General features: G+C 51.0%; 19 protein-coding genes and 2 pseudogenes. 10 read left to right on the forward strand and 11 right to left on the reverse strand.

The window, feature by feature from the left end:
* Positions 1–71: 71 nt before the first annotated feature.
* Complete coding sequence (slmA, locus tag ABIC80_RS15675; protein ID WP_042714996.1) at positions 72–668, forward strand: nucleoid occlusion factor SlmA; 597 nt, start codon at positions 72–74, stop codon at positions 666–668.
* 184 nt (positions 669–852) lie between these two features.
* Positions 853–1,869 carry an SMP-30/gluconolactonase/LRE family protein gene (locus tag ABIC80_RS15680; RefSeq protein ID WP_429177763.1) on the forward strand — a complete coding sequence of 339 codons (1,017 nt, stop codon included), beginning with the start codon at positions 853–855 and terminating at the stop codon, positions 1,867–1,869.
* A gap of 35 nt (positions 1,870–1,904) precedes the next feature.
* Here the strand turns inward: ABIC80_RS15680 and pyrE are convergent, their stop codons facing one another.
* Both pyrE and rph read right to left on the reverse strand, forming a co-directional pair.
* Positions 1,905–2,546, reverse strand: coding sequence for an orotate phosphoribosyltransferase (gene pyrE, locus ABIC80_RS15685; protein ID WP_094418916.1), 642 nt, complete (start codon positions 2,544–2,546; stop codon positions 1,905–1,907).
* A 120-nt stretch (positions 2,547–2,666) separates the two neighbouring features.
* Positions 2,667–3,383: a ribonuclease PH gene (gene rph, locus ABIC80_RS15690; protein WP_042715001.1), complete on the reverse strand. Its 717-nt coding sequence runs from the start codon at positions 3,381–3,383 to the stop codon at positions 2,667–2,669.
* Positions 3,384–3,507: 124 nt separating this feature from the next.
* On the opposite strand from rph, the gene ABIC80_RS15695 reads away from it, so the two are divergent.
* Complete coding sequence (locus tag ABIC80_RS15695) at positions 3,508–4,371, forward strand: YicC/YloC family endoribonuclease (protein WP_429177765.1); 864 nt, start codon at positions 3,508–3,510, stop codon at positions 4,369–4,371.
* A gap of 101 nt (positions 4,372–4,472) precedes the next feature.
* Positions 4,473–4,646 (forward strand): annotated as a pseudogene (locus tag ABIC80_RS15700) (integrase core domain-containing protein); the annotation flags it as partial.
* Positions 4,647–5,014: 368 nt separating this feature from the next.
* Here ABIC80_RS15700 and ABIC80_RS15705 read toward each other — a convergent pair.
* From ABIC80_RS15705 to ABIC80_RS15740, 8 genes and pseudogenes are all read right to left on the reverse strand, one after another.
* Entirely contained in the window at positions 5,015–5,557 is a 543-nt protein-coding gene (locus tag ABIC80_RS15705) for a hypothetical protein (RefSeq protein ID WP_429177767.1), read from the reverse strand.
* 423 nt (positions 5,558–5,980) lie between these two features.
* The gene (locus ABIC80_RS15710) at positions 5,981–6,418 is read right to left on the reverse strand and encodes an Imm30 family immunity protein (protein ID WP_326899053.1); all 438 of its coding nucleotides are present in this window, start codon (positions 6,416–6,418) and stop codon (positions 5,981–5,983) included.
* Positions 6,419–6,582: 164 nt separating this feature from the next.
* Positions 6,583–7,092, reverse strand: a complete 510-nt coding sequence (locus tag ABIC80_RS15715) for a DUF4265 domain-containing protein (protein ID WP_429177769.1) — start codon at positions 7,090–7,092, stop codon at positions 6,583–6,585.
* Positions 7,093–7,258: 166 nt separating this feature from the next.
* Positions 7,259–7,801 carry a DUF4303 domain-containing protein gene (locus ABIC80_RS15720; RefSeq protein ID WP_326899055.1) on the reverse strand — a complete coding sequence of 181 codons (543 nt, stop codon included), beginning with the start codon at positions 7,799–7,801 and terminating at the stop codon, positions 7,259–7,261.
* Between the two features lie 6 nt (positions 7,802–7,807).
* Positions 7,808–8,718 (reverse strand): annotated as a pseudogene (locus tag ABIC80_RS15725) (RHS repeat-associated core domain-containing protein); the annotation flags it as partial.
* A gap of 119 nt (positions 8,719–8,837) precedes the next feature.
* On the reverse strand, positions 8,838–9,518 hold the full coding sequence (locus ABIC80_RS15730; RefSeq protein ID WP_429177822.1) for an ankyrin repeat domain-containing protein: 681 nt from the start codon (positions 9,516–9,518) through the stop codon (positions 8,838–8,840).
* Positions 9,519–11,132: 1,614 nt separating this feature from the next.
* On the reverse strand, positions 11,133–11,642 hold the full coding sequence (locus ABIC80_RS15735) for a hypothetical protein (protein WP_326899056.1): 510 nt from the start codon (positions 11,640–11,642) through the stop codon (positions 11,133–11,135).
* A gap of 209 nt (positions 11,643–11,851) precedes the next feature.
* Positions 11,852–12,103, reverse strand: coding sequence for a hypothetical protein (locus ABIC80_RS15740; RefSeq protein ID WP_429177771.1), 252 nt, complete (start codon positions 12,101–12,103; stop codon positions 11,852–11,854).
* Positions 12,104–12,464: 361 nt separating this feature from the next.
* On the opposite strand from ABIC80_RS15740, the gene ABIC80_RS15745 reads away from it, so the two are divergent.
* Positions 12,465–13,082, forward strand: coding sequence for a trimeric intracellular cation channel family protein (locus ABIC80_RS15745; RefSeq protein WP_042715004.1), 618 nt, complete (start codon positions 12,465–12,467; stop codon positions 13,080–13,082).
* Here ABIC80_RS15745 and ligB read toward each other — a convergent pair.
* On the reverse strand, positions 13,076–14,755 hold the full coding sequence (ligB, locus tag ABIC80_RS15750) for an NAD-dependent DNA ligase LigB (RefSeq protein ID WP_429177824.1): 1,680 nt from the start codon (positions 14,753–14,755) through the stop codon (positions 13,076–13,078). The two genes, ABIC80_RS15745 and ligB, sit on opposite strands and share 7 nt — an antisense overlap.
* 254 nt (positions 14,756–15,009) lie before the next feature.
* Here ligB and gmk point away from each other — a divergent pair, with 254 nt between their 5' ends.
* Genes gmk through recG form a run of 5 tightly spaced genes read left to right on the forward strand, consistent with a single transcriptional unit; the run spans position 15,010 to position 20,878 of the window.
* Positions 15,010–15,633, forward strand: a complete 624-nt coding sequence (gene gmk, locus ABIC80_RS15755) for a guanylate kinase (RefSeq protein WP_042715009.1) — start codon at positions 15,010–15,012, stop codon at positions 15,631–15,633.
* Positions 15,634–15,687: 54 nt separating this feature from the next.
* Entirely contained in the window at positions 15,688–15,963 is a 276-nt protein-coding gene (gene rpoZ, locus ABIC80_RS15760) for a DNA-directed RNA polymerase subunit omega (protein ID WP_007369481.1), read from the forward strand.
* 18 nt (positions 15,964–15,981) lie between these two features.
* Positions 15,982–18,099, forward strand: a complete 2,118-nt coding sequence (gene spoT / locus ABIC80_RS15765; RefSeq protein WP_042715011.1) for a bifunctional GTP diphosphokinase/guanosine-3',5'-bis pyrophosphate 3'-pyrophosphohydrolase — start codon at positions 15,982–15,984, stop codon at positions 18,097–18,099.
* A 4-nt stretch (positions 18,100–18,103) separates the two neighbouring features.
* Entirely contained in the window at positions 18,104–18,793 is a 690-nt protein-coding gene (trmH, locus tag ABIC80_RS15770) for a tRNA (guanosine(18)-2'-O)-methyltransferase TrmH (RefSeq protein WP_042715012.1), read from the forward strand.
* A gap of 3 nt (positions 18,794–18,796) precedes the next feature.
* Complete coding sequence (recG, locus tag ABIC80_RS15775; protein ID WP_200134854.1) at positions 18,797–20,878, forward strand: ATP-dependent DNA helicase RecG; 2,082 nt, start codon at positions 18,797–18,799, stop codon at positions 20,876–20,878.
* The last annotated feature ends 84 nt before the right edge of the window (positions 20,879–20,962 follow it).

A 20,962-nucleotide genomic window follows, 5' to 3' on the forward strand; every position in this document is an offset into this window, starting at 1 on the left:
ATGCCAGGCATTTGCGGCCGTTGTGTGGTTGCTCGCCTGACAAGTGATTATTTTCTGGGGTTTTTTAGAACATGGCAGAAAAACAGACTGCGAAAAAGAATCGCCGTGAGGAAATACTTCAATCTCTGGCGTTAATGCTGGAATCCAGCGATGGAAGCCAACGTATTACCACGGCGAAACTGGCGGCATCAGTCGGCGTCTCTGAAGCCGCGCTGTATCGTCACTTTCCCAGCAAAACACGCATGTTCGATAGCCTGATCGAGTTTATCGAAGATAGCCTGATTACCCGCATCAACCTGATCTTAAAAGATGAAAAAGACACGACTGCGCGTTTGCGTCTGATTGTCTTACTGATTTTGGGCTTCGGCGAACGTAATCCCGGCTTGACGCGCATCATGACCGGCCATGCGCTGATGTTTGAACAGGATCGCCTGCAAGGGCGCATTAACCAGCTGTTTGAGCGTATCGAAGCGCAGCTGCGCCAGGTGCTGCGCGAACGCAAAATGCGTGAAGGCGAAGGGTATGCAACCGACGAAACGCTGCTGGCAAGCCAGCTGCTGGCCTTCTGTGAAGGGATGCTGTCGCGCTATGTGCGCAGCGAGTTCAAATATAGCCCGACCGACGATTTTGACGCGCGCTGGCCGCTGTTACTTCTGCAATTACAGTAATCACTCTATGCAGCCTCTGTGGCTGCATTCGCATTTCCCGCCATTCTGTGTAAAAGCCCAACGTAATTCGTAACAATGCCAGATGTGGCACCCTTCCCGATTCTCTACGCTCCTTCAGGCACCTGGTTATTCCTGAAACAAATCACCGCTTCGATACCCTACAAAAGCAAGAAGGAGAGACCGGATGACAACATCTCGTCGGGAACTGTTAAAGCTGAGCGGTATCGCTACCGCCTCCCTGTTACTGAGTCAAAAGAGCTTCGCTGCCTGGACACCTGCGCCGCGCTACCCCGATCCGCGCGTGGTCGCGCTCGATGATGCTTTTCGCGGATATATGGTCTCCAGTGCAAAAGTAGAGCAAATCGCCACCGGCTGTCGCTGGGCGGAAGGGCCAGTATGGTTTGGTGATATGCGCATGCTGCTCTGGAGCGACATCCCCAACAATGCGGTGATGCGCTGGGATGAGCAGACCGGCGAGACCGCTGTTTTTCGCAAACCGGCAAATAACGCCAACGGTCATGCCCGCGATCGCCAGGGGCGCTTGATCAGCTGTGAGCACGATACGCGGCGCATTACGCGCACGGAGTACGACGGCACCATCACAGCGCTGGCGGATAGCTTCAATGGTAAGCCGCTCAACTCGCCGAACGATCTCGCGGTCAAATCAGACGGTTCAATCTGGTTTACCGACCCGCCATTTGGCATTACCGGTTTTTATGAAGGACATAAAGCCGAACCGCAGCTGCCGCAGAATGTTTATCGTCTCGATCCGCAAACCCGCAAGCTGGAAGTGGTGCTGGGCGATGTGCGCGGGCCGAATGGCATCTGCTTCTCGCCGGACGAGAAAATCCTCTATGTGGTGGAGAGCCGTGCCACGCCTAATCGTTTAATACTGGCGTGGGACATTGTCGGCGGGCAGTTACAAAATAAGCGGGTGCATATTGATTGTGGCAACGGCACCGCGGACGGTATCGCCTGCGATGTTGACGGCAATTTATGGTGCGGATGGGGTATGGGCAGCGACGAGCTGGATGGTGTCCGGGTGTTTAACCCACAGGGCAAAGCGATTGGTATGATTCATCTGCCCGAGCGCTGCGCCAATCTCTGCTTCGGCGGTGAGCAGCGAAACCGGCTTTTTATGGCCGCCAGCACCTCGATTTACGCCCTGTATGTCAACACGCAGGGCGCACAGCTTCTGTAAGGCGAAACCCGGCAGGCCTGCTGCCGGGTAGCTACTCAGACGCCGTACTCTTCGCGATACGCACGCACGGAGGCGACCAGATCGGCTAATTCCGGTTTCTCTTCCAGATAATCCACCAGGTCATTCAGCGTAATAATGGAAATAACCTTGCAGCCGTAATCACGCTCAACTTCCTGAATCGCAGAGATCTCTGCACGGCCGCGCTCCTGACGGTCGAGCGAGATCAGCACGCCAGCGAGCGTCGCGCCGTTAGCCTGAATAATCTCCATCGACTCGCGGATCGCCGTACCGGCGGTTATCACATCATCCACCAGCATCACACGGCCCTGCAGCGCACTGCCGACCAGGTTACCGCCTTCGCCATGATCTTTGGCTTCTTTACGGTTAAAGCAGTAAGGCACATCGCGCTCGTGATGCTCTGCCAGCGCCACCGCGGTGGTGGTCGCAATCGGGATGCCTTTATAAGCCGGGCCAAACAGCAGATCGAAATCAATCCCGGAATCCATTAACGCTTCAGCGTAAAAACGGCCCAACAGCGCCAGATCGCGCCCGGTATTAAACAGCCCGGCATTAAAGAAATAGGGGCTTTTGCGCCCGGATTTCAGCGTGAACTCGCCGAACTTCAGTACCTGTTTGTTAAGCGCAAATTCAATAAACTGACGCTGGTACGCTTTCATGGATCCGCTCCTCTTCCTGTTTTGATGATTTAAAAATTTAGCAAAGTGCGTTGCGCAGACAGCAGGCTTGAAGGCCGGATGTTGCGCAAAAAAAAGGGCGACTCATCGTCGCCCTCAAAATCAATTTTCTAACGCCGCTTTTTGCGCCGCGACAATGGACTCAATGCCCCCTCGGGCTAGCGCCAGCATCGCGAGCAGTTCCTCGTGGGTGAAGGGCTCGCCCTCTGCGGTGCCCTGCACTTCGATCATGCGGCCATCTTCGGTCATCACGACGTTCATGTCGGTCTCAGCCGCTGAGTCTTCAACATATTCCAGATCGCACACCGCTTCGCCATTGACGATGCCCACAGAGACGGCCGCGACCATGCCTTTCATCGGGTTGGTCTTCAGCTTGCCTGCGGCAATGAGCTTGTTCAGCGCATCGGCCAGCGCCACGCACGCACCGGTGATCGACGCGGTACGGGTACCGCCATCGGCCTGCAGAACATCGCAATCGAGGGTGATAGTAAATTCGCCAAGCGCTTTCAGATCGACCGCCGCGCGCAGTGCACGCGCGATCAGGCGCTGGATCTCCATGGTACGTCCGCCCTGCTTGCCCTTCGCCGCTTCACGAGCGTTACGGGTGTGGGTCGAACGCGGCAACATGCCATATTCGGCAGTGATCCAGCCCTGGCCCTGGCCTTTAAGGAAGCGTGGAACACCTTCGTCGATGGAGGCGGTGCAGAGCACTTTGGTGTCGCCAAATTCCACCAGCACGGAACCTTCTGCGTGTTTTGTGTAGTTACGGGTCAGGGTGACGGGGCGCACTTGAGTGGCGCTTCGGCCTGCTGGACGCATGATGATTTCTCCGGCTGTTACGAATGTGGCTGCGCATTATACTGGCTAACCCTGGTTATTCCTATCCTGATAAGGCCACCAAAGCTATAATCCTCCGCATCTCTCCTTCAAAACGGGAACGACTATGATCCGCAGTATGACCGCCTACGCCCGGCGTGAAATCAAGGGTGCATGGGGCTCCGCCTCCTGGGAACTGCGCTCGGTTAACCAGCGTTATCTGGAAACTTACTTCCGCCTGCCGGAACAATTCCGCAGCCTTGAACCCGTTGTCCGCGAGCGTCTGCGTACCCGTCTGACCCGCGGTAAAGTGGAATGCACCTTACGCTTTGAGCCGGACGCCAGCGCGCAGGGCGAGCTGATTCTGAATGAAAAACTGGCTAAGCAGCTGGTCACCGCCGCGAACTGGGTAAAAATGCAGAGCGACGAGGGTGAAATTAATCCAGTCGATATTCTGCGCTGGCCTGGCGTGATGGCGGCTCAGGAGCAGGATCTCGATGCGATTACCGCTGAAATCCTCGCCGCGCTGGATGGCGCGCTGGACGACTTTATCGTCGCCCGTGAAACCGAAGGCCAGGCGCTGAAAGCGCTGATCGAGCAGCGTCTGCAAGGCGTCAGCACCGAAGTCAAAAACGTGCGCGCCCATATGCCGCAAATCCTGCAATGGCAGCGTGAGCGCCTGGTCAGCAAGCTGGAAGAGGCGCAGGTACAGCTGGAAAACAACCGCGTCGAGCAAGAGCTGGTAATGATGGCGCAGCGTATCGACGTTGCCGAAGAGCTGGACAGGCTCGAAGCGCATGTGAAAGAGACCTACAACATCCTGAAGAAGAAGGAAGCTGTGGGTCGCCGCCTCGACTTTATGATGCAGGAGTTCAACCGCGAGTCGAACACGCTGGCCTCTAAATCAATCAATGCGGAAGTGACCAACTCGGCTATTGAATTGAAAGTCCTTATCGAGCAGATGCGCGAGCAGATTCAGAATATCGAGTAACGTTTCACGCGATCTCGCGTTGTCTCACTAAGTCGCATCTGGACAAAAAGGCCATAGTAAATCATGGTCTTTTTATATATCACTACAGCATGTATTTAAAATCACTGATGCTGGCGCAGCACGCTAAAGTGCATGGCTTAATACTGGAATTTATCAAACCGGGAAGGCCGACGCAGAATGCCTTTATCGAACGGTAACAGGACGTACCTGACAGAAATGATGGGTTTTTATCTGTTTAGGACCCTGATAAAGCGTGAGAAATCACAGAGCAATGGCAGAGACAACAGCGATTGGCTTCATAAGCCTCTGAATAAAATGACATAGAGAGAGTACCGGCTGATGGCAGAAAAACATGCAACCTAAAAAGTGCGAGGAACTACATCGAGTGTGCTTACACTACCACTGGCCTCTTGCCGTCACGCCAAACCAATCCCGGCTGCGTCAGCCGAAAGCGTCGTAACCATACGTGATGCGCTGCGCCGTTACAAACTGCGACGGATTCCGCAAGCTGATGCTCCATGTTCCAGAAAAATTGCTGCTTAATAGTAATTCCAGCGTTTACTCTTTAAGCGGTAGATATGCATTATATGAGAATGAAATTATATCAAGTAATTAAAAAGGCCACTAAAGGCCTTTTTAAAGATCATAACAATTCTTTGTAAGTTTCTAAAAACCAGTTTAAATTATCAGAAGGCTCATTAATTTCTATAGCCGAATCGCGATCAATTTCAGGCTCACCGGGAATAGTAATGTAAAAAACCATGCTGTTTACATCGCTTCCAACAGAATTACATAACTGTTGCTTTGCCTTTTTCATAGCACTTATATAGAGATTAAGATTTCTTTTTCTTTCCTCATCAAAATCATAACCTTTTGATAATAAAGGCTGAATCTCTTCATAGTAATGATCCATCATTACAGGAGTAAATGAACGAACTCCCACATCATCATTATCATCAAAAAATCCCTGCACCCAAGAATAACCTTCCCACTCTATTCCTTTGTGCATCTTTTCAATGCTCTTCTTAGTAGATACAGCCATATAGCTTGTCAACCCATCATCGTCTAGTACCAGGACGACTCCGTAAATAACATCGCCTTGGTTGTATTTTTTATATAACTCTAAAAACTCATCTTGGATTAATTTATTTAAATTGTCCAATTGCGTGCTATGCCAATTTTCCATTATCTATTTCATCCGAATATTTCATACCCAATTACTTGTAACTTCTTTTTGAGAAGACCATTTTTACCACTGCATGAAAAACCGTCACGCTTACTTATTTCCTTAAAATTTTTTATCATCTTTGTCTAATGCGTCTGCCACTTTTTTTCATTTTCTTTTGTGCGGACGTCCTCTCCATTATTAGTCATCATAAGATTTTCTGGATCATTTACAGGATCAATGCCGTGCTTTTTGAGGGTAGGCTTCTATCTTGCTAAATGCGGAGCCAGATATTTCTTTAATGTTTCCCTTAAAAAAAACTCATCATCATGGGACCTTGTCATGCCATTAGGTATAACGTTGCCATTTGCTAAAGCCTTCGCTAACCAGCGATATTAAAGCCACCCAGCGGGTTCGGCGCATACTGTTAAAGATTAACCCTGCTTAAGGATTCTCAGAAAGAATATATTCTACTTCAGAAAATTTTTCTGGATTTGCGTCCAGAAAATCCTTCAGATAATTAATCAAATATTCAGGATAGTTAAGTAGTCTTAATTTTTCTTTGTAAGCTTCTGTATGTGGTTTTGCGTTTGTAATTCTATAATGTATAACTTCAAGCCAATCAGGGGCTTTTTCTTTAAGGTCATCGATAACATGAACGACAGCATTTATATACGAACAAACCTCAAATGTCTCGGCCATGCCAATGATATTTTTCATTACATCACCGTACTCGCAGTCATCATCAAGATAAGATAGCATTATTTCGATATAATTAGCATCTTTAGACAAAGTCATTTTTTTCAGTGTTTCATTAAAAGCAGCCACTTCAGATTCATTGCTGAATTTAGCATTTTTTTTCAAATCAGCTTCTAAGGTCAAACCTACACTCCTTGCCTTTCTTATTTAAAATCTCAGGGAGATTTTATTTACCCCCCTTGACAAACATTATTAAATATCTAACTAAGAGGCTTTTATACATTGAGATTAAGATTATATTTTTTTCCAAATAATAATACAGGCCTCATTTACACCCTCCTATATGTTCAATGATTTAAATACTTTATATTTGTAAGCGCCTTACACTCTTTCAGCCTTTTTTCATCTATGCCTGTATGCTGAAGGCAAGCATCTTCATAGTCAAGGATGCCTTCATCCAACTTATCTTTTAAAAAAAGATCAATACCCGAAATAGACACCGAAGGAGGGATATCAAGACTAAATAATGGCGAAGCGTTAGCTGAGTTAGTAACCCCACCTAATAACTGCAAGGCAGATATAACATTACTTTTCTGCTCTTCCACATTCATATAAATACGCATAGTTGAGTGGCCATTATTTCGCAAAACGCCACTCACAACAAACTCATCTTTATTTTCCTGAAATGCTAATACATCGCACTTACTTACGCCATATATATAAAACGGTATATTATCCAATTCATATTCTCCTTGCTCATTCTTTCTTAACCATACAGACTCATAGTTAACCGGCGGATAACCATCCTCATCCTGGTTTAAATAGAATGTAACTTTTACATATTGTTCATCAATCATTAAAGTAGCCCACTTTAATTCGTGCCGTTATCGCTTGGGTGATTATAGTCTGGATTAAAGGCAGAGAGTCCTTCATGGACACAGGTCAAGCGGCCCAGTGCATCGTAGTCGTCAAGATGATGCTGGCCGCTTTATTATTTACTATCAAAAAACTAGAAGAAGATCCTCACGCAGGCTGATCAGAGTATCTTTCTTTAAATTTCATGAAAACATCTTTGGAATTTAATAACTGGGCAGAATAATTTTCTACTGCTTCAGATCTATCATCATCAGTTACTGAGATAAATAAGGTAAAATCGTTTTCGGGGAAAAGCCCTGATTTTTTTAACGTATTTAACACACCAGTAAGCGATTCATAAAATTCCGCCTGAAACTCATCTGAACTATCGTCTATCTGAGCAAGCTTGTGACTTATATTTTTGATTTCAGAATCATTTAAGTCATCATTCCCATAAGCCCATTCGGAAGGAGTCCATTTTAAAACATTTTTAAAATAATCCTCTTTTGGTTTTATCTCTCTAATATATTTCTCTTTAACTTTAGCTAAAGATTCATATGTGTTTAACGCCAAAAACAATGACTTTGCAAAACTATCTGTGACGAGGGCAACAGAATAAACATTCTCATTCAAGTTTTTAACTATCTTCAAATAATCGTTACGCACGGCGCGCTCTAGATCTTCTTCAAAAACTTCCCATAATTTGCTCATAATAGTTCACCTATACTCTCCGAAAAAATCTTTACCAGCTTCTTGAAGTTTGCATTTCATTTTTCCAGTCGCTTCAGAATGGCTGATAATTTTATCTTTCACTTGATCTGATATAGCTAAATGTTCCTTTTCTAATATGTCTGCAACTTTTTCCGCATTTGGAACAGTATGCACGCCTTTACCATTATTAGCTACCATTAGGTTAGCCGGATCATTTATATCAATATTATAGATCTTAAGAATCTTCCTACTGCGATTTAGCTGCGTACGCATATCCGGATTTTTTTTGTAAGCACCCTTAAAAACAATATGATGTCCATGAGGGTTAACCATATCCGATGGAACAATATGTCCATTACTTTTTATAATATCTAACCAACTAAGACCGAAAGGATCCATAAAAACCAGCGGGTTCGGCGCATACTGATACCGGTTTATCCCACCCGCGAGCCCTATTGGGTCCTGCTGATAAAGCGCCCCGCATACGGATCATAGTAGCGGAAACGGTTATAGTGCAAACCCCTCTCGGCATCAAAGTACTGCCCCTGGTAGCGTAGCGGCTGATGCACCGGCTCACCGCTGCGCGGTGCGATATCTTCCACACGTAGCGTATTGCCCCACTTGCGGTATTCAGCCCGCCAGGCGATTTCGCCGCCCGCGCCGGTCAGTTCACGCGGCATGCCGGACACATCTTTGTGATACCAGTAAACTTCCACGTCGTGCTCCGTCCCGCCCTGCTGCAGGCTGATTTGCGCCAGTGGCGCGAAGCTGTCGTCTTCGTAAACCCAGAGATGGCTGCGCGCGCCCCGCGTTTCACTCAGCAGCCGATTGCCATCCCACAAGAAGGTCGTCACGCCGAATGCATCCTGCTTCCAGCTGCGTCGACCGAAAGCGTCATAACCATACGTGGTGCGCTGCGCCGTTACGTAAGACTTCTTTTCATAACAGAGTAAAAAACGCGTTCACTAGTAAAGACAATAAAGCACAGATGAAATTATCGCCCCGGACAGGAGCGGTAAGTATTGTGAAGCACCATTCAGTCTTTAGCTGGCGGCCAGTGCAACCCTTTGCGCATGGCAACCTTATGAATCTCTTCTAATTTATTGACGGTTCTTTTATCGCTATCTTTTTCACGATCGATAACATCTGAGAGCATTTTCCCAAAATTTAAGCCATTCTGATTTTCGATATTGGGGTTAGCACCATGGTTCAGCAAATACTCAACCTGGTCCAGTTCCATGCCAGCCAGGGCGGACATCAATACCGTTTTACCGGCGCTGTCGGTTTTATTGACATCGGCGCCAGCTGACAATAAATACTTCAGGACGGCAAACGAATTGTCTGAAGCGGAGTTAAAAATTAACGGCTGGTAGTTGGTCATGGCGTTTGGGCTTAGACCACCGTCAATCAGCGCTTTGATATAGGCAGGGTCGTTTGAGCTCGCCATCACGGCCGCCGGGCTGCCAAAATCAGGAATATCCTGTAGCGGATCCGCGCCCGCTTTGACCAGCCCCGTCACAATGGACAGAGAGCGGCCATCGCCGTTTGTCGCCTCTAACAGCGCGTACATCAGCATAGTCATGCTCTGACTGCCGGGTTTATTTAAATCAGTGCTTTTTGACAAGGCTTTTACTTCAGACAAATTATGCTCGGCAATCGCCTGAGCGAGCTGTAATTGCGTGCCACTAAAATAAACTTCCGGCGCTGCTTGTTTCATATTCGTGCTTCCGTGACCAGGTATTACAACAGAAAAGAGTGCCAGCCCTGCGAGGAGACTGCAAATTAGCCTTCGCAATGTTTTCATTTTGATCTCCTTATAAAACCATCAATATAGCCTCATCCTCTGCTTTCTCTTTTTCGATACAAGAGAGTCACCTCACTCATAAAGTGGCGATGCGTAGGGTTAGCTTTCCCACTTGATATACCATTCTCCTTATCCGCCGCCGGAAGTGCGGCGATCACCATTCCAGTACAGGCCCCAATCGGGCCGCCGATTTTTGCGCCCAACACGACAAGCCAGCCGATCAGGCCAGGGTAGCATCCATGAGTTCAACATCGACACAGGAGAGGGTATTTCAGAATTGTGCCATCACTAGCAAAATGAATGTACCCATCGAAGAGAATATAAACTCTAATAAGACAAGACTAAAGAAACGCCACTTTGTGTGGATAAAGGAACCCTTACACCTCTAAATAACATTAAGCATGCATTATAAAAAATAATATTCCGGAAAGTATGTTTTTTATTATTATGTATTATCTTTATGTCTGTGTATTTCAAAAAAATGCTTATTCAATGAATCAGGTGTGATTACGCCTTTTAATAAATATGATTTTCCTGATTTTATTGCCATTTATAGCCAAGCGATTAATTTATTCTAATAATGTTGATATGTTGATATGTTGATATGTTGATATGTTGATATGTTGTTCTGTGTAACTTGATCGTGGCCTCACTGAAGTCATCTTACTGTGAGTTTTTCAAAATTAGCGCTTTTTACTGTTCCGTCCAATTACGAGACCTACTCTGCTTTCTGAAACAAATGTCGCTAATGCCAAAAGGGAACGGATGCGCAACTTCTGGCCCCCTTCTGGGGAGCCAGATAAGTATGCAGTTTATAATGTATTAAATTTTTTGAATTTACCTTTACGGAGCGGCCCACCCAGTGCGCAGTAGTGGAGATCGCATCGCAAACCAGAACCACAGATCCGATCAGCGATGCTCTATAAATCACAACACAGCAGCAAATAACTCACTATTTTCAGGGTGCTGACAACGCAGCAGGCATCTGCCAGAAACACTTTGCAGTTTCAGTTAAGACACGTCGCAAGTTTTATGAAATTTTATAACAAGGCTATGGCTACCGCAGACGCAGGTACGCTCGTGTCGCACACGCCATTCGCAGCCAGTTGAAACAAGTAATGTCAGATAACGAAGCGGCTCTTATGATTGTACATAATTGATGCGCGCTCGCTGCTGAATATATCAATAATTGATATAGAAACATACTATGATTATCTTTCATATACAGACAAATCCTATTTCAATAAAATTCGGCATTGAAGGCAGGAATGAAATTAGAGTAAGTACAGCATATTTCATGAACGACACAAATAATAACGTACTGGTACATTAGTAAAGAAAGAGTTTCGCCTTTGCAATACCGCCTGATTTAAAGGATTTGATAAGAAAGAATAATATTTTAATTAAAGAGGCAATTAATTATAGGGATTGGGAATATTGGTTATTTTGCTCCGAATGGGCGCCGATGCACGTAGCGTGGCGGTAAGGCTAGTGCACCTCCGACGTGGCTGACAAGCTTGTACGCCGTCAACCCTCCCGGCTGATAATCACTTCACTCAGGCAATCTGGCATTTTAGCGGTAAAGCTGAACGTCACGCTCTCGCCAGACGCACCGGCAGGCGTCGTGTAGCTGGTCACTTCATTTAATGAATGGCCTCGTGGAGTGTCAGTGCTCGTGAGCATCGGATAATGCTTTTTGATTTCACTCCGGGTCAGGCACTCACCCCGCCAGTGGAACATAAACAGCAACGTTTTTTCATGCGGATCTCTGCTCAGCCTTAATTCAGTACCGGTTGCCCTTCCCGCAGCAGAAAATGCGACATCCCCAGCACCGTAAAAATTGATGTACTCGTTCTGATCCTTGAGCCAAAACGTCACGGGCAAGCGGTTAAGCGTAGCAACATTGATATCCGCTAAGGATTTACGCATGGTACTAATAAAATCCCACAGTGAATGCGGGCGCATATCAGCCACAGTATTAGCCGAGCTCAATATCATCATGAAAGCTATGGCAGAGGTCGTTTTCTTTATTCTCATTACAATCCTCTATTTCTCTGGCTGCTGAGCCGCTGAATACTCTTATGCATGCGAGGGTGTTACATGTAATTAGTGCGTTAATATAAAAAAGTTCCCCAAGGCACCCTGATTTTAATCATCCCACAGATCTAATGCTTCCAACGGTGCAATACACTCCGAGCAAACGGTCGATAAAAGCCGCCGCATTTTCAGAATGACAAAGCGGTCGTTTAGCGATTTTTTTCTTTGTCCCTGTCGTTCAGATCAATAAACGTAGTAAATGGAAGCTCTAACGCCTGCACATCTTCTTTTTCAAGGAAGTAATGAGGAGAACCGGTTTTAACACCATTATCCCATTTATGCACAGTCAGTCGGCAAAACGCATAATCTGATAACGCCTTATTTTGATGCAGTATCTCTTTGATATTTTTCGATAAACAATAGTTTGCAGCATTATTGTGCATTGGGCATAACAAAAGCATTGCGCACCTTTTGATGTTTGTGATTGTGCAAGCCTGTACTGTTGTTGAACGGCTTTAGTTTCCTGTGCCATCCAATATAGATTGAGACTCTCAAATAAACATCCTGTCTCATTAAAAAGCACGTAAGGGCCTTTTTTGGCATACTTAAACCTGCATATTATTTATCGATAGCAGCTTTGCAAGCCCGGTAACCACCTCAGTAAAATTTTAATTAATTCATTTAAAATCAATTCAATAATAACAACCATTCGCTATGAAGGACATTACCTCAGCTAATCCGAAACACCGCTCGTTAGAAAATCTCAATAGCCCTCTTCCTGCTTAATCATTACCCTGCCCGCACTGAATTTATGGGGGCGGCATGCTGTTACACATTCTCTATCTGATCGGCATCACTGCCGAAGCCATGACCGGCGCGCTGGCCGCCGGGCGACGTCGTATGGACACCTTTGGCGTCATTATTATTGCCACCGCGACCGCGCTTGGCGGCGGTTCGGTGCGCGATATCCTGCTTGGCCACTATCCGCTCGGCTGGGTGAAGCACCCGGAGTATGTGATCATCGTGGCCGTCGCCGCGGTGCTGACCACAATCTTTGCCCCGGTAATGCCCCACCTGCGCCGCCTGTTTCTGGTGCTGGATGCACTTGGCCTGGTGGTATTTTCTATTATCGGGGCGCAAATCGCGCTCGATATGGGCGAAGGCCCGATCATCGCCGTGATTGCGGCCGTTATCACCGGTGTTTTTGGCGGCGTGCTGCGCGATATGTTCTGTAAGCGCATTCCTCTCGTCTTCCAGAAAGAACTCTATGCCGGGATCGCGTTTGCTGCCGCCGTGTTCTATATCGCGCTAAGCCATGTCGTCACCAACCACGACATCGTGGTGATTACCACCCTGCTGTTTGGCTTTACCAGCCGCCTGCTGGCGATTCGCTGGAAGCTGGGCCTGCCGGTGTTTCACTACAAGCATAATGCTCACTGAAAAGCTTTTACGCCCTGCTTCGCAAGCCAGGCCGTGAGCTGCTCAACCGCCGGCTCGCGGATAAAAGCGACAACCTGACGCGCTTTCTGTGCGCCGATGGCGGGTAGTTGTTGCCAGGCCAGTTCATCGCGGCTTCGCATCTGCCGCCATGAAACATCGCCCGCGGCATTGATCGCCGATTGTGGCAGCGGCGTACCGAGCGCGTGAAGCCAGCGGCTTAACGGCCTCTCCCGCGTTAAGGAAAAACGGTGCCAGAGTTGCAGCCCGCGCGCGGGCGACATACCGGGTGTGGCCTGCAACTGCTCTTTGGTCAACGCCAGCCAGGAGAAAAGATGTTCAAAATGGTGCGCCTGGTGCAGCGTTCGCCAGCCGCTCTCGCTCAATCCAGCTATCTCCAGCGCCTTGTCAGAACTAAGCCAGGAGAGACGGGCAATAAACTGTTGCTGGCAATCCGGCGTGGCATAAAAACAGCTCAGCGGCGTAAAGCGAGCTTGTGGCGGCGTGGGAGGCTGTCGAACAAGGTTGCGCCAGACCACGCGCTCCACGCGCGGGATCCCCTGCCCGGCAAGGGTGACGGCAATATGGTCGCCCGGTGCGATATCTAACGCCTGCCAGCGCTGAATGGACCCAATATTCACGCGCTGCACGCGCTTATCATCCAGTTTTACCGGCTCCAGCAGCGCGACAACGGAAATTTTCCCGGTTCGCCCGATGGCAAACTGAATATCCTCTACCGCTGCCACCTCTTCTACCGGTTCATACTTCCAGGCCACCACCCAGTCGCTTTGACCAGGTAACCACGCTTTGCCCGCAGGCTCTGCACTGGTGCGCACCACCACGCCATCCGTGACGAAGGGCAGCGGCGAGGTGAACCAGTGCTGGCGAAGACGCTCCACCTCCTGCACGCTGTTGACCGGCGCGCTGTAGTAGTGCGCCTCTTCAAAGCCCGCCTTTTTCAGTGCCACCAACCGCTGCGCTAAAGTGGCAGGGCCATCGGGCCAGGCCCAGACAAAAAAAGCGAGGTCATTAAGCAGCTCCGGGTTGTCGTGCCGCATCATCGCGCCGGCGACTTTTGCTCGGGCATTGAGACCCCCGGCCTGTTTTTGGATATGCCCCTTGCGGCGTAAATAGAGTTCACCCTGCAAGACACTATTCGCCAGCGCACCGGTGACGGTTTTCGGGATCGCGGGGATGGCCTGCGCCTTTGCTGTCCACTCCTCGCCCGCAAGGCCATTACCCCGGCTGATAGCCTGTGCCAGCCTGCCGTTGCGATAGACCAGCGTGACGGCAACGCCATCCACTTTCGGCTGCACCCACAGATCCTGCTTTCCCCTCATCCACTGCTGCAACGCCCATTTATCCGTCAGTTTGCGCACCCCGGTATGGGCAACCGGATGATTGAGATTTCCGCCCGGCATAGCAGGCGCAATGTCTGCGGATGTCACGTTGAAACAGCGCTGCCAGTTCGCCAGGCGCGCGCTCATCCGATCGTAAACATCATCGCTCACCGCGCTTGCGCCTCTGGACCAGTAATCGTCGTTCCATCTGCTGAGCTGCTGTTTCAGGCGCGTTACCTCCTCCTGCGCCCGTGATGGCGACCAGACCGGACAAGCCGCCAGGCTAAACGCACTCCATAGCAGTAGAAAAATAGTGACTCCAACGCTTCTCCACATCATGCCTCTCCCTTGTGATTGCGGAGTGGTTATAACGCTGTGCTTGAGCGCTTTCGAGTGGGAAAAAGGCAGGATGCGAGCGGGCTTCCGGGAAACTTACATAGCAATGAAAACGTGCATAAAAAACAGGAAAGCAGTACGCAAAATCGAATCATTGATGGGAAAACGGGTGACAAAAGCTACGTCACGTAGCGGCGATGTGTATAATAGGCACGTATGTAAGTTCCTATCGCATTCACATACAAAAGACTCTCATGGCTCAAGGCACGCTCTATATTGTTTCCGCCCCCAGCGGCGCGGGTAAATCAAGCCTCATCCAGGCTTTGCTGAAAACCCAACCGTTATACGACACGCAAGTTTCTGTTTCGCACACCACGCGCGCGCCGCGTCCGGGTGAAGTACACGGTGAACACTACTTCTTCGTTAATCACGATGAGTTCAAAGCGATGATTAGTGAGGATGCGTTTCTTGAGCATGCCGAAGTGTTTGGCAACTATTACGGCACCTCACGCGCGACGATTGAGCAAGTGCTCTCAACGGGCGTCGATGTGTTTCTTGATATCGACTGGCAGGGCGCGCAGCAAATTCGCACCCGCATGCCGCAGGCGCGCAGCATCTTTATTCTGCCGCCGTCGAAGCTGGAGCTGGATCGCCGCCTGCGTGGCCGCGGCCAGGATAGCGAAGAGGTGATCGCGAAACGTATGGCGCAGGCGGTTGCCGAAATGAGCCATTACGCCGAGTATGATTACCTGATTGTGAATGATGATTTCGATACCGCCCTGGGCGATCTGAAAACCATTATCCGCGCTGAACGTCTGCGCATGAGCCGCCAAAAGCAGCGACATGACGCTTTAATCAGCAAACTATTGGCAGACTGAGCCTGGTTTCAGTATCATGCCCAGTCATTTCTTCACCTGTGGAGCATTTTAAGTATGGCACGCGTAACTGTTCAGGACGCTGTAGAGAAAGTTGGTAACCGTTTTGACCTGGTGCTGGTCGCCGCGCGTCGCGCTCGTCAGATGCAGGTTGGCGGTAAAGATCCGTTAGTACCGGAAGAAAACGATAAAACCACCGTTATCGCGCTGCGCGAAATCGAAGAAGGTCTGATTAACAACCAGATCCTTGATGTACGTGAGCGCCAGGAACAGCAAGAGCAGGAAGCCGCAGAACTGCAGGCTGTTACCGCCATTGCTGAAGGTCGTCGTTAATTAACCTGCAGGTCACCCTTGTATCTGTTTGAAAGCCTGAATCAGCTGATTCAAAACTATCTGCCTGAAGACCAGATCAAACGTCTCAGGCAGGCGTATCTCGTTGCACGTGACGCTCACGAGGGTCAGACACGTTCAAGCGGTGAACCTTATATCACGCACCCGGTAGCGGTGGCCTGTATTCTGGCCGAGATGAAACTCGACTACGAAACGCTGATGGCCGCGCTGCTGCATGACGTGATTGAAGATACCCCCGCCACCTACCAGGATATGGAGCAGCTCTTTGGCAAAAGCGTTGCCGAGCTGGTGGAGGGTGTCTCCAAGCTGGATAAGCTCAAATTCCAGGATAAAAAAGAGGCGCAGGCGGAAAACTTTCGCAAGATGATCATGGCGATGGTGCAGGATATCCGCGTCATCCTTATCAAGCTTGCTGACCGCACCCACAATATGCGCACGCTGGGCTCCCTTCGCCCGGACAAGCGTCGCCGCATCGCCCGTGAAACCCTCGAAATCTACAGTCCGCTGGCGCACCGTTTAGGTATCCATCACATCAAAACCGAGCTCGAAGAGCTGGGCTTTGAGGCGCTCTACCCGAACCGCTATCGCGTGATCAAAGAAGTGGTAAAAGCCGCGCGCGGCAACCGCAAAGAGATGATTCAAAAAATCCTCTCGGAAATCGAAGGGCGTTTACAGGAAGCGGGTATTCCCTGCCGCGTCAGCGGGCGGGAAAAGCACCTTTACTCCATCTACTGCAAGATGGTGCTGAAAGAGCAGCGTTTTCACTCGATCATGGATATTTACGCCTTCCGCGTTATTGTTCACGATCTCGATACCTGCTATCGCGTACTCGGTCAGATGCACAGCCTCTACAAGCCGCGTCCCGGTCGCGTAAAAGACTATATCGCCATCCCCAAGGCGAACGGCTATCAATCCCTCCATACCTCAATGATTGGCCCGCACGGCGTACCGGTCGAGGTGCAGATTCGTACTGAAGATATGGATCAAATGGCGGAAATGGGGGTTGCCGCGCACTGGGCTTATAAAGAACATGGCGAAAGCAGCACCACCGCACAAATCCGTGCCCAGCGCTGGATGCAGAGCCTGCTGGAGCTGCAACAGAGCGCCGGTAGCTCGTTCGAATTTATCGAAAGCGTTAAATCTGATCTCTTCCCCGATGAGATTTATGTTTTCACCCCTGAAGGCCGCATTGTCGAACTGCCTGCTGGCGCGACGCCGGTGGATTTCGCCTATGCGGTGCACACGGATATCGGTCACGCCTGCGTTGGCGCGCGCGTCGATCGTCAGCCCTACCCGCTGTCGCAGTCGCTCTCCAGCGGCCAGACGGTGGAGATTATCACCGCGCCGGGCGCCCGCCCGAATGCCGCCTGGCTGAACTTTGTCGTCAGCTCGAAAGCGCGCGCGAAGATCCGCCAGATGCTGAAGAACCTCAAGCGCGACGACTCCGTAAGCCTCGGTCGTCGTCTGCTGAATCACGCGCTGGGCGGAAGCCGCAAGCTGGCGGAAATTCCGCAGGAGCATATTCAGCGCGAGCTGGAGCGTATGCGGCTGGCGTCGCTTGACGATCTGCTGGCAGAGATCGGCCTTGGCAACGCGATGAGCGTTGTGGTGGCGAAAAATCTGCAGCAGGGGGAAGCCACGCCGGGCACCGCCGCACCGACTGGCGCAAACACCGCGCACTTGCCGATTAAAGGCGCAGACGGCGTGCTGATCACCTTCGCCAAATGCTGCCGCCCGATCCCTGGCGACCCGATTGTCGCCCACGTCAGCCCCGGTAAAGGGCTGGTTATCCACCATGAGTCCTGCCGTAATATTCGTGGCTACCAGAAAGAGCCAGAGAAGTTTATGGCCGTGGAGTGGGATAAAGAGACGGCGCAGGAGTTTATCACCGAGATCAAGGTGGATATGTTTAACCACCAGGGCGCGCTGGCGAACCTGACGGCGGCCATTAACACCGCCACTTCCAATATTCAGAGCCTGAATACGGAAGAGAAAGATGGCCGCGTTTATAGCGCGTTCATCCGCCTGACGGCGCGCGATCGCGTTCATCTGGCGAATATCATGCGTAAAATCCGCGTGATGCCGGATGTGATTAAAGTCACCCGTAACCGAAACTGATTGTATGAATGCTCAGCGTTATGCGCGAATCCGCGAGATGCTCGCCAGGCGTCAGCCGGATCTGACGGTCTGCATGGAGCAGGTCCACAAACCTCATAACGTCTCTGCCATTATCCGTACTGCGGACGCCGTCGGCGTGCATGAAGTGCACGCTGTCTGGCCGGGGAACCGCATGCGCACCATGGCCTCTTCCGCCGCGGGCAGCAACAGCTGGGTGGATGTTAAAACTCACCGTACCATTGAAGACGCCGTCGGCGTGCTCAAGCAGCGCGGCATGCAGATCCTGGCTACCCATCTGTCGGATAAAGCCGTCGACTTCCGTGAGATCGACTATACCCGTCCGACCTGTATTTTGATGGGTCAGGAAAAAACTGGGATCACCCAGCAAGCGCTGGATCTCGCGGATCGGGATATCATCATTCCGATGACGGGCATGGTGCAGTCACTCAATGTCTCCGTAGCCTCGGCGCTCATTCTCTACGAAGCGCAGCGCCAGCGGCAAAACGCCGGTATGTATAAGCGTGAAAACAGCATGCTGCCGGACGCCGAGCAGCAGCGCCTGCTGTTCGAAGGCGGCTACCCTGTGCTCGCCCGCGTCGCGAAACAAAAAGGCCTGTCTTACCCTCATGTCAATAATGAGGGGCAGATTGAAGCCGACCCGACGTGGTGGGCTACCATGCAGGCTTCGAGGTAACCGATGAAAGGGAAGCTGCTCGATGCGGTGCCACTGAGTTCATTGACCGGCGTTGGCGCGGCGCAGAGCAGCAAGCTGGCGAAAATTGGCCTGCACACCGTTCAGGATCTGCTGTTACACCTTCCCCTGCGTTACGAAGATCGAACCCAACTCTACCCCATTGCCGACCTGCTGCCGGGCATTTACGCCACGGTAGAAGGCGAAGTGCTGAACTGTAACGTCACGTTCGGCGGTCGCCGGATGATGACCTGCCAGATTAGCGACGGCTCCGGCATGCTGACCATGCGTTTTTTCAACTTCAACGCGGCGATGAAAAACAGCCTTGCGGTTGGCCGCCGCGTGCTGGCTTACGGCGAAGCGAAACGCGGAAAGTATGGCGCGGAGATGATCCACCCGGAGTATAAGGTGCAGGGCGATCTCAGCACTCCGGAGCTTCAGGAGACGCTGACGCCGGTCTACCCAACGACCGAAGGCGTTAAGCAGGCCACGCTGCGCAAATTAACCGATCAGGCGCTGGAGCTGCTGGCAACCTGCGCCATCAGTGAACTGCTACCGCCGGAGCTGGCGCAGGGTTTGATGAGCCTGCCGGAGGCGCTGCATACGCTGCATCGCCCGCCGCCATCGCTGCAATTAAGCGAACTGGAGAGCGGGCAGCATCCCGCTCAACGCCGACTGATTCTCGAAGAGCTACTGGCACATAACCTGAGCATGCTGGCGCTACGCGCCGGTGCGCAGCGTTACCATGCGCAGTCGCTCGCCGCTAACGATACGTTAAAAGATCAACTGCTCGCCTCCCTGCCCTTTAAACCAACCGGCGCACAGGCGCGGGTGGTGGCGGAAATTGAACGCGATATGGCGCTGGATATGCCGATGATGCGCCTGGTCCAGGGCGACGTCGGCTCCGGTAAAACGCTGGTGGCCGCGCTCGCGGCGCTACGCGCAATCGCCAATGGCAAGCAGGTGGCGATGATGGCACCGACCGAACTGCTGGCGGAGCAGCATGCCAACAATTTCCGCGCCTGGTTTGCGCCGCTCGGTATCGAAGTTGGCTGGCTGGCGGGTAAGCAGAAAGGCAAAGCCCGCCAGGCGCAGCAAGAGGCGATTGCCAGCGGTCAGGTGCAGATGATCGTCGGCACCCACGCTATTTTCCAGGAGCAGGTGCAGTTTAACGGCCTGGCACTGGTGATTATTGATGAGCAGCACCGCTTTGGCGTCCACCAGCGGCTGGCGCTGTGGGAAAAGGGGCAGCAGCAGGGCTTTCATCCCCATCAGTTGATTATGACCGCCACGCCAATCCCGCGAACGCTGGCGATGACGGCCTATGCCGATCTCGATACCTCGGTGATTGATGAACTGCCGCCGGGTCGTACGCCGGTGACCACGGTAGCCATTCCCGATACGCGTCGCAGCGAGATTATCGATCGTGTCCGCAGCGCCTGCACCGGTGAAGGTCGCCAGGCCTACTGGGTCTGCACGCTGATTGAAGAGTCGGATCTGCTGGAAGCCCAGGCGGCGGAAGCGACCTGGGAAGAGTTAAAGCTGGCTCTGCCGGAGCTGAACGTTGGGCTGGTACATGGCCGCATGAAGCCGACCGAGAAACAGGCGGTGATGCAGGCCTTTAAACAGGGCGAGCTTCATCTGCTGGTGGCCACCACGGTAATTGAAGTTGGCGTGGATGTGCCGAACTCCAGCCTGATGATTATTGAGAACCCCGAACGTCTTGGTCTTGCGCAACTCCACCAGCTGCGCGGGCGCGTCGGACGTGGCGCGGTGGCCTCACACTGTGTGCTGCTCTACAAATCCCCGCTGTCGAAAACCGCGCAAAAGCGCCTGCAGGTGCTGCGCGACAGCAACGACGGTTTTGTAATTGCGCAAAAAGATCTCGAGATCCGCGGCCCGGGCGAGCTGCTGGGCACCCGCCAGACCGGCAATGCCGAATTTAAAGTGGCCGATCTGCTGCGCGACCAGGCAATGATCCCCGAAGTTCAGCGCGTTGCGCGCCATATTCACGAACGTTACCCGCAGCTGGCAGAAGCGCTGATTGACCGCTGGATGCCGGAAACCGAACGCTACTCCAACGCCTGATTTTTAGAACCTGATGGTGTGAGATCAACCTCCGTTAGAAAAGTATGCTTCCAGCCGAAGCAACCGTTTGCTTTTACCATTCAG

It is taken from the genome of Kosakonia sp. 1610 (assembly GCF_050435845.1).
Taxonomy (GTDB): Bacteria; Pseudomonadota; Gammaproteobacteria; order Enterobacterales; family Enterobacteriaceae; genus Kosakonia; species Kosakonia cowanii.